2 protein-coding genes are annotated in these 1,936 nt (G+C 69.4%); one reads left to right on the forward strand and one right to left on the reverse strand.

Annotated elements, in window-relative coordinates; translation table 11 throughout:
* The first annotated feature begins 41 nt into the window (after positions 1–41).
* Positions 42–170, forward strand: a complete 129-nt coding sequence (locus tag Q0L94_RS17720; RefSeq protein ID WP_366799486.1) for a hypothetical protein — start codon at positions 42–44, stop codon at positions 168–170.
* A 68-nt stretch (positions 171–238) separates the two neighbouring features.
* Here the strand turns inward: Q0L94_RS17720 and Q0L94_RS17725 are convergent.
* Positions 239–1,936, reverse strand: a 1,698-nt coding sequence (locus Q0L94_RS17725) for a ribonuclease E/G (protein ID WP_296755982.1), incomplete at its 5' end; no start/stop codon positions are given.

Here is a 1,936-nt window from a genome sequence, read left to right on the forward strand (position 1 = left end):
GGCGGCTGCTGTCGTTCAGCCGCAAGTATCCCAATCTCGACGTGGTCGACCCGTATTACGGCGGCGTACAGGGCTTCGAGGAAAACCTCGACATGATCGAAGACGCGGTACAAGGCCTGATCCGGGAAATCACCGGCGACACCCAGCTTAAACTGCGTTCAGGCAGCTGATCGCTTCTGCCGTTCGCGGCAAACAACAAGGGCCGCTTCAAGCGGCCCTTGTTGTTGCGGCGCAGGCTTTATTCCGCCTGGGTTTCCACCTGCACCAGCGGCTCCTGCGCTGCGCTCGCCTGCGGACGTGCGCGCCGGCGCGTGGGGTGGGGCGATGCGGCCGGCGTGGATGCCTCGGCAATATCGACGGCGGGCGCGCTGGTCTCGACTTGCATCAGGCTGACGCTGCCGCTGTCCGCCGGTTTGGCTGCGGGACGGCGCCGGCGGCGTGGGCGTCCCGGCTCGCCGGTTTCACTCGCGCCGGCCGCCGCGGCCTGGGTTTCCACCTGCTGCAGACTGGCGGCGTTGGCCGCCAGATCCGCCAGAATGGCGGTGGGGGATGCGGCGACGCTACCGGGTAGCGCGACATTTGGGGGGGCAGCCGTTTCCAGTTGCAAGGCCTGCTGCGCGGGGGCGGCCGGGGCAGGGGCCGCCGCCCTGGGCTTGCCTGCGATTTCGACGATTGCACGGAAACCGGCGATTTCGACGATGGCCCGCGGCGTGCCGCCGCCATTGCCTGCTGCGGTTTCCGCATGGGCTTCACGCGGACGGCGATTGCCGCGGCCGCGGCGGCTGCGCGGTTCGCGTTTTTCCTCGTTTCCGGCCTCGCGCGGAGTTTCCGCGGGTTCTGCCACGCGCGGCGCGGCTTCCGCCTCGGGACGCGGTTTGGGCTGGCGCGGCGGGCGGGCGGGCTTTGCCGATTCGCCGTTGCGCGGTTCGGCGCGGCCCTCGCTCTGGCGCGGCTCCGACTGGCGGGCTTCGCCGTTGCGGGCCTCGCCGCGCCCTTCGCCGTTGCGCCCTTCGCCGCGGCTGCGGCGCTGGGCGGGCTTGCGTTCACGGCGCTCGCTCGGGCGTTCGCTGCGTGCAATGGCGGCAACCGGTTCGGCAACCGCCGGGGCGGTTGCGGCGGCGGGCGCCTCTTCGCCGAGTTTCTTGAACCAGCCGAAGATGCGCTCGAACAAACCGCCCTGGACCTGCGCGGCGACCGGCACGGCCGGGCGCGCGGCCGGCACCGGCTGCGGCGGCGCGATCGACTTGACCGCGGCTTCCTGGCGCGCCGGCGCGGCGGCCTGGGCGGTCTGGTAGACGGCTTCGGTCTCCGGCAGGGTTGCCATCTTGTAGCTCGGCTCGCTGGCATCGCGCTGGTTCAGCTCGTCGTGGCGCAGCCGGGTGATGGTGTAGTGCGGGGTTTCCATGTGGATGTTGGGGATCAACACCACATTGACCTTGAGGCGCGATTCGATGGTGTGGATGTCGACGCGTTTCTCGTTCAGCAGGAAGGTCGCCACGTCGACCGGCAGCTGGACATGCACCGCGCCGGTGTTTTCCTTCATCGCATCTTCCTGCAGGATGCGCAGGATGTGCAGCGCCGACGATTCGGTGCCGCGGATGTGGCCGGTGCCGTGGCAGCGCGGGCAGGCGTTGTAGCTGGTCTCGCCGAGCGAAGGCTGCAGCCGCTGGCGCGACATCTCCAAGAGGCCGAAGCGCGAGATCTTGCCGGTCTGCACGCGGGCGCGGTCGTGATGCAGGGCATCGCGCAGGCGGTTTTCCACTTCGCGCTGATGCTTGGGGTTTTCCATGTCGATGAAATCGATCACGATCAGCCCGCCGAGGTCGCGCAGCCGCATCTGGCGGGCGATTTCGTCGGCCGCTTCGAGGTTGGTGTTGTAGGCGGTCTGCTCGACGTCGCTGCCCTTGGTGGCGCGCGCCGAGTTGACGTCGACCGA

The sequence above is a fragment of the Thiobacillus sp. genome, assembly GCF_024708915.1.